The organism is Deltaproteobacteria bacterium, from assembly GCA_022340465.1.
Taxonomy (GTDB): Bacteria; Desulfobacterota; Desulfobacteria; order Desulfobacterales; family B30-G6; genus JAJDNW01.
Map to the genome: position 1 here is coordinate 1 of JAJDNW010000112.1, position 7,680 is coordinate 7,680.

A 7,680-nucleotide genomic window follows, 5' to 3' on the forward strand; every position below is an offset into this window, starting at 1 on the left:
GGTTTTGAATCTTTCCTGTCCGTCAAGGAGCGGGGTGTGCATCATTTTTAAAGCATAAACTCGGCTTTTATTTTGTAGACGCGGTTGGCCGGAAGGTTCAAAATCCTGTCCACGCCCGTTTTGCGCGAAATTTCGTCGAGGTTTTTTTCGATAATGCCGCGTGAGGGCGCAATAAAGGTGAACCACACGTTGAAATGGTTTTCCCGCCGGTAATTGTGGGTCACGCCGGGGTGGGCGTTCACCACTTCGGTGAAGCGCTCCAGCTTGTCGTCGGATACGCTGGCGGCGCACAGGGTGCTGACATAACCGAGCTTTTCGGGGACGAAATTACCACCGATGCGGCGGATGATGCCGCTTTGCCTCAGACGTGAAACACGCTGAATGACATCGTCTTCGGACAAACCCAGGTCTGTGGCAATGGTGCCGTAGGGTCTGGCGGTGATGGGAAAATCGCTCTGTATCCGATTTATGATCAGCCGGTCTGTCGGGTCGAGATGGTTGGTCGGCATGGTTGATCCTTTTGCACCGTTAAACGTTGTGTTGCCGCTGTTCGTCATAACGGGTCCTATAAAGCTCAAACAGCTTCACGTTTGATACAGAGTGATTGGCCGGTCAATGACCAAACTTTCGTGTCTAGATCAGGCCCCAAATAAAATAAGCACGGCGTAGCCGTGAACAATTTTCTGGAGAACGGCAAGGGGTTTTCACTTGTCGTTCGCCAGAAAATTGACATTGACCTTCCTTGTTCGGGGACCGTCGAATTCGCAAAAGAACACGCCCTGCCACGTGCCCAACACAAGCCGCCCGTCTTCGACAGCCACCAGTTCGGATGCGCCCACGAGCGTGGACTTGATGTGAGCGGGGGAATTGCCCTCCAGGTGACGATAGCCGGCCTCCCAGGGAATCACCTGGTTGAGCACCTTGAGCATATCCGCCTTGACGCTGGGGTCCGCGCTTTCGTTGATGGTCACGGCGGCCGTTGTGTGGGGGACGAAAATGCAGCACAGTCCCCTGTCCGGGCCGCTTGCGGTCACGATCTCCTGGATCTTCGCCGTGATATCGACCATTTCCGTCTGAGAATGCGTTTTTACGGAAAACTGCATGGCTTTTTGCTCCGTTGCCATGAAACCCAAGCCCGCACGGATGAACCCGGGATCCACTTGCCGGCCTTCGCGGGAAGGCATCTTGCGGTGCGGATAAAAAAAGGCCCTGCCGTAAGCAGGGCCTTGGTCATCGGTGGAACCGGTTTGGGTTCATGATTGTGCAGGTTTTACACACATCCGGTCGGTTTCGGAAGACCGGCCATCTTACATGCTCCCTTGCCGGGTCCTGAGGGGAACAGCTCATAGATGTGTTTCAGTTTGAAACCGGTAACCTTGGAAAGAACACGAACCATGGGAGCGATTCCATTCTTTTCATAGTATTCGCGCAGAACGGTAATGACTTTCTGATGCTCATCGTTCAGTTCTTCGATGCCTTCTTCCTTTTTAACCCACTGAACCCACTCCTGGCTCCAATTTTCGTAGGAATCGATGAAACCATCTTCGTCAACGCTAAATGTTTTTCCCTGGAATTCTACTTCTGGCATTTAATGACCCTCCTTTAAAGTAATTTTTTCGAATGCGGCTTTTCAGCCTTGGTTTCTATTTTGAAATTATAATCCTTAATGGATAAGATGTCCAATGTCAACACGAAAAAAAATACAGCCGATAAAAAACATGCACGGGCAATAACCCGGGCATCGGACCGCCGAATGACGGGCCCTGCCGATCAATATTCCCGCGGTGTTTTGTTGATCTGGTCCAGGGTAAATACGGGGCCGTCCTTGCAGACCAGCTCTTTTCCGATACCGCACCTGCCGCACATGCCGAAGCCGCACTTCATTCTGTTCTCGAGCGACATGATGATATGATCGTCGGCATATCCCAGCTTTTCGAGGACCGGCAGGGTGAATTTGATCATGATCGGGGGGCCGCAGACGATGGCGTAGGTATTGTCATCTCCCTGGGGGGCCTTCTGCTCGGTGATGGGCGGGGTGAAGCCTACGTTGTATTCCCAACCGTCGGCGGGTGCATCAATGGTCAGGTGCATATTGATATCGTCCCTTTTCTCCCACGCGATCAGTTCGTCCTTGTAAAGCAGCATCCCGGGCGTCCTGGCACCGTAAACGACATCGATATTGCCGAACCGGGCACGGTTGTCGGGGTTGAGCATGTATACGATGGAGGAACGCAGGGTGGTGAAAGCGAACCCGCCGCCGACGATGAGTATGTTCTTGCCTTCGAGAAGGTCCCAGGGATACCAGTTGCCCAGCGGTCCGCGGATGCCCATGATATCGTCCACCTTCATGTTGTGAAGGTGGGAAGTGACCACGCCGGCCTTGAAAACCGTGAATTTGACAAAGCCTTTTTCCACGGGTGAGGATGCAATGCCGATGGGAATTTCACCCACACCGGGAACGGAGAGTTCGGCGAATTGGCCGGCCTGATAGGCAAATTTTTCTTCGTCACCGTCGTTCAGAAAGACAAATTTGAAGGTTTTTAGACTTTTATCCTCTGTGGCTACCTCGATGTCATCGATGCGAACCGGATAAGGTACATAAGGATTTAACACGTGATCCTCCATTTGTTCATTATGTTGGAGACGTTTTTGCGCATAGCTTCATTGTTCGCAAGGGGCGAAAAACAGTTCCGCATTCCAAGTATCGCGATCAAGATCGGTTCTATTCCTGTTCTACGCATGCTGCATTGTCGGCTTGATACGCGTTCATCAGGTTGCAGATTTTACGGATATCGATATTGACCGGGCACTGGCTGACGCACCGGCCGCAACCCACACACATGATGCCCTGGTCGTATTTGTCAAGGAAATATTTCAGCTTGTGCATGAACCGCTGCCGCACCCGCTGCGTTTTCGTGCCCCGTGGATTGTGCCCGGTGGTGTGCATGGTGAACAGGGGGAACATGCAGCTGTCCCAGTTTTTCATTCTCTTTCCGGCCTTGCCGTGAACTTCGTCCTGGAGATCGAAACACCAGCAGGTGGGGCAGGTATATGTGCAGGTGCCGCAGTTCAGGCAGCCGAAGGCAACCTCTTCCCAGAAGGACGCTCCGTGAAGCGTCATCAGATCCTGATTTTTCAGGTTGTCGGTGGTAACGGTGGAAGCGATTTTAGCCTCCGCAGCCGCCTTCCTGTCCGCAAGGTCCGTGTTCTCGGCCTCTGCCGCTCCCCAGCCGGCGGCATCCAGCAGGGATCGACCCTTTTCCGTCAACACCTTGGCCAGGTAACTGTCACCGTCGTCAACCAGGAGCACGTCCAGCCCTTCTTCGCTGTAGGGGCCGCAATCCACGGATGTGCAGAAGCAGGTGCTTTTCGGTTCGTCGCAGGCCAGCCCCACGAAGGTGGTGGCCGCCAGCACATCCGCCCAGTACGGGTCGCGGTACTCCGGCGTGTCGAAATTCAGGTTTACCAGCCGCACAGACTTGGCATCGCACGGTCTGACGCCGATGACGGCCTGTGGTGAAACATCTTTTTCAACGGATTTCATGATGTGGTGGTCGGCGTCATTCTCGTCCAGGCTGAATTCGATGATGGCTTCGGATTGTGGAAAAAGGAGGGTCTTGGGCGAAAGCCTCGAGTTGGAAAAAGACAGATCGGGTTGTTCGTCTTTTGCAAGCGCCTTGAAGCTGTGGTAATCCTTTTCCTTTACCGGACCGAACAACCGATAGCTGTTGCGCAGGTCTTCCAAACCGTTGGCCCACTGTTTTTTGTCGATTTTTACGAGCTTCATGTTCATTTACCCTTAAGGTCTTGTTAGCGGCGCAGCCGCGTTTCATAATACCGTGAAACGGCATTACTATCTGATAAAGTCATCCGGGTCATCCGGGCGGTACGTATCCAGAGGGGGCCGTTCATCCAGACTGAGACCGGCTTCCCAACCGAATTGGTCGAAACATTCCTTTTCCAGCTTCTTGGTGAAAACCCGCATATTGATTCCCACAGGACAGGCCCGCTCGCAGGCCCCGCAGTCGGTGCATCTTCCGGCACAGTGAAAAGCCCTTAGAAAATGGAATGTGCGCACATCCGAGGGGTCCTGCCCTTTGCCGACCCACTGGGGTTTGGACTCATCCACAAAACAGGTCGGGCAGTAACAGAGGGGGCAGGCGTTCCTGCAGGCATAACAACGAATACAGGGCGCCAAAAGATCGTCGAAGTAGTTCCATTTCTCTTCCGGATTCATGGCCTCGATGCGCCTGACGTCTTCATAGCGGTCCACATTCTGCTGCTCATCCACCGGCTCGGCCACCATTTCATCGAAGATCACCGGGTTGCGATGGATGCACACGGCGCAGTTCTGCTGAAGAAGATCGGCTTTGGCAAGCGCCGTGGTTTGACCGCCGGCATCGACCTGTATGGTCTCGCCGTCTTCCGTTACCTTTTGAACCCCGCCGTCGAACATGGCATTGATCTTGCGTTTGTCGATCATGCCCTGGCAGGGGACGCCGATGATGAACAGCTGATCCCGGCTGATTTTGTTTTCGATGATGTGGGTGACGATGTTGCGCGAGTCGCAACCCTTGGCAATGATGCCTATTTTTTCTTTCCGGTTGGTAAGGTAGTTGGCCAGGTTGATGCCGCAATTGCTGTCCCAGACAAGCTGGCCGGCATCGTCGGCTTTGGTGATGAAACAGGGTTCATTCATCATGGGCATGCTTCCCTTGCGAAAGCCGATGACCATCTCCACCCGGCACTCCTTGAGCAGCCTAGCAGATATTTCTCTTATTTTATCATTGTATTCTAACATGTTATGCTACCTTAGCCTCGTCCTTGGCAAATTGCCGGTTCGGTCCCAGGGCCCTTACCTTTTCCGTTACCTCCTTGACTACTTCCACGAATTTGGTGGATTCGGCCGAGGATATCCATGAATAGTGGATACGGTCCGGTTCGACGCCCATGTGTTCCATGAGGTTTTTGAACAAAGAAAATTTCCGACGAGCGTAGTAATTACCCTCCAGGTAATGGCATTCGCCGGGGTGTCACCCGGACACCCAGACGCCGTCGGCACCCTCCCTCAAGGCCGCCAGGGCGAATTTGGGGCTCATGCGGCCGGTGCACGGGATGCGTATGACCCGGATGTTGGCGGGATACTCCATCCGGCTGACACCCGCCAGATCGGCAGCCCCGTAGCTGCACCAGTTACACAGGAAGCTGACGATTTTCGGTTCCCATTCAGACATTGGTCGTTTCTCCTTTCAGAACGTATTTCTGAATTGCCGTTGTTATAGGCGGTAAACGTCGATAATTCCATCACGAAATCAAAATATTATGAAAGCACGAAAAATGTATTTCCGTGTTTTGCGGCTTTCGTGAGTATCGTTTTCATGGCTTTCCGCTAAACAGCTTCATTAAGCGCGAATATCTGCGCAAAAATCTGATCGTTGTCGAAGCCCTTCAGCTTGATGGCACCCGACCGGCAGGAAGCCACGCACAGGCCGCAGCCTTTGCACAGGATCGGATTGATCTGGGCTTTGCCGGCAAAGGGCCCTTCCTCGATGAAGGAAGGTGCCGAATACGGGCAGATGGAGATGCACACCTTGCACGCGCTGCAGTTCATGGGCACGGTTTCGGCAACGGTTCCGCTGGTGTGGATCGATTGCTGCGCCAGCAGGGTGACCGCCCTGGATGCCGCCGCCCTTCCCTGGACCACGGATTCGTCGATGGGCTTGGGGTAGTGGGCCAGGCCGCACAGGAAAACGCCATCAGTGGCAAATTCAGAGGGCCCGAGTTTGGCGTGCTTTTCCACGAAGAAGCCGTCGTCGTTCAGGGGCACCTTGAAGAAATTGGCCAGGGCCTCGTCCTTGTTGGGCACCACGGCCGATGCCAGGGTGAGCAGGTCGGTTACGATCTCGAGTGGCCGGCCCAGCACGTGGTCGGTTACGGTGACGGTGATTTTGCCGTTTTCCAGTGCGACCACCGGTTTGTTGTCGACCGAGTAGCGGATAAAAATAATGCCTTTTTCCCGGGCCTCCCGGTAAAGGTACTCGCGTTCGCCATAGGTCCGGATATCCCGGTAGAGGATGTAAACGCTCATGTCCGGGTTCCGCCTTTTCAATTCCAGGGCATTGTCGATGGAGTGCGTGCAGCAAACCCTGGAGCAGTAGGGCCGGTCAGGCTCCCTGGACCCTACGCACTGGATGAAGACGGCCGAGTTCAATGCGTCCAGGGAAGGATCATCGTCCATGAACTTATGGTCCAGCTCGAGGCTGGTCAGGATGCGCGGGTCGTCGCCGTAGTGGTATTCCTGCGGTTTGAGTGCCGAAGCCCCCGTGGCCACGACCGCTACGCCGTACGCCAGTTCGCTCTCTTTGCCGCCGCTCGACAGCGTGGACGTGAAGTTGCCCACGAATCCGTCCACATTTTCAATCCCTGTTTCCATGTGGATGTGGACGTTCTCGTTTTTCTCGACGCGGGCGATCAGTCCGGCAAGCTTTTCCTGAACGTCATCGCCCGTGGCGGTTTTGAACAGGTTGAGGGCCTGCCCGCCCAGGGTGCCGCTTCGCTCGATGAGGTGGGTTTCATAACCCTGCCGGGCCAGGGTTTCGGCAGCGCTCATGCCGGCGATGCCGCCGCCGATCACCATCGCCGTCTGGTTGACTTCCAACTCGGCCTCTTGCAGCGGCTGCATGAGCGCCACCTTGGAAACGGCCATACGCACCAGGTCCTTGGCCTTTTCGGTGGCCAGGTCCGGGTTGTTTTTATGGACCCAGGAGTCCTGATTGCGGATGTTGCACATTTCGAAAAGGTATTTGTTCAGACCGGCATTGATCAGCGTTTCCTGGAACAGGGGTTCGTGGGTTTTCGGCGTGCAGGCCGCCACCACCACCCGATTCAGGTTTTTCTCCTTGATGATCTGGGTCATGCTGTCCTGGGTGTCCTGGGAACAGGTGTACATGTTGTCCGTTACATAATCCACGTAGGGAAGGCTTGCCGCGTAATCGCGGACGGCCGGCACATCCACCACGCCGGAAATGTTGATGCCGCAGTTGCAGACGAAGACACCGATGCGGGGACGTTCGCCGAACACATTGGTTTCCGGAACGATTTCGGGCGTTTTGGTCTGGGTGTTGCGGGCAGCGCTCAGTGCGGCGCCCGCGCTGCCGGCGGCGGCACTGGCGTCGATAACCGACTGGGGAATATCTTTGGGGCCCTGGAAGGCGCCGCAGACGTAGATGCCTTTTTGGGAGGTTTCCACGGGTTCGAAGGCGTCTGTTTTGCAGAAATTGCCTTCGGTCAGCTCGATGCCCAGCCTTTCCGCCAGGGCGACCGTTTCGGCGTCGGTTTGCAGGCCGATGGAGAGGACAACCTCGTCGAAGGTTTCGTTTACCAGTCCACCGGATTCCGTGACATAGCGTACAGACAGGTCGTCGCTGCCGGGCAGGGAATCGATGGTGTGCACGCGGCTGCGCACGAAGCGGACGCCTTTTTCCTTGGCGCTCTCATAAAAGCGTTCGAATTCCTTGCCGTGGGTGCGCATGTCCATGAAGAAAATGGTGCACTCCAGATCGTCTCCGGCGTGTTCCTTGGCGATGACGGCCTCCTTGATGGCGTACATGCAGCAGACCGATGAACAGTAGGCGTTGTCGCAGCGGTTCATGTCGCGGGAGCCGACGCATTGGAACCAGG

The 7,680-nt window shown here is 55.1% G+C and carries 8 protein-coding genes; all 8 read right to left on the reverse strand.

Features of this window, described 5'->3' with window-relative positions; all coding sequences use genetic code 11:
• Positions 1-47: 47 nt before the first annotated feature.
• Complete coding sequence (locus LJE94_16100; protein MCG6911628.1) at positions 48-509, reverse strand: AsnC family transcriptional regulator; 462 nt, start codon at positions 507-509, stop codon at positions 48-50.
• A 195-nt stretch (positions 510-704) separates the two neighbouring features.
• Positions 705-1,124 carry a secondary thiamine-phosphate synthase enzyme YjbQ gene (locus LJE94_16105; GenBank protein MCG6911629.1) on the reverse strand — a complete coding sequence of 140 codons (420 nt, stop codon included), beginning with the start codon at positions 1,122-1,124 and terminating at the stop codon, positions 705-707.
• A 146-nt stretch (positions 1,125-1,270) separates the two neighbouring features.
• Positions 1,271-1,588: a TusE/DsrC/DsvC family sulfur relay protein gene (locus LJE94_16110; GenBank protein MCG6911630.1), complete on the reverse strand. Its 318-nt coding sequence runs from the start codon at positions 1,586-1,588 to the stop codon at positions 1,271-1,273.
• Between the two features lie 182 nt (positions 1,589-1,770).
• Positions 1,771-2,613, reverse strand: a complete 843-nt coding sequence (locus tag LJE94_16115) for an FAD/NAD(P)-binding protein (protein ID MCG6911631.1) — start codon at positions 2,611-2,613, stop codon at positions 1,771-1,773.
• A 109-nt stretch (positions 2,614-2,722) separates the two neighbouring features.
• Positions 2,723-3,787 (reverse strand): 4Fe-4S dicluster domain-containing protein, encoded by a 1,065-nt coding sequence (locus tag LJE94_16120; GenBank protein MCG6911632.1) that lies wholly within the window; start codon positions 3,785-3,787, stop codon positions 2,723-2,725.
• 66 nt (positions 3,788-3,853) lie between these two features.
• Positions 3,854-4,801, reverse strand: a complete 948-nt coding sequence (locus LJE94_16125; protein ID MCG6911633.1) for a 4Fe-4S ferredoxin — start codon at positions 4,799-4,801, stop codon at positions 3,854-3,856.
• A gap of 1 nt (position 4,802) precedes the next feature.
• On the reverse strand, positions 4,803-5,234 hold the full coding sequence (locus LJE94_16130; GenBank protein MCG6911634.1) for a hydrogenase iron-sulfur subunit: 432 nt from the start codon (positions 5,232-5,234) through the stop codon (positions 4,803-4,805).
• A 155-nt stretch (positions 5,235-5,389) separates the two neighbouring features.
• Positions 5,390-7,680, reverse strand: a 2,291-nt coding sequence (locus tag LJE94_16135) for an FAD-dependent oxidoreductase (protein MCG6911635.1), incomplete at its 5' end; no start/stop codon positions are given.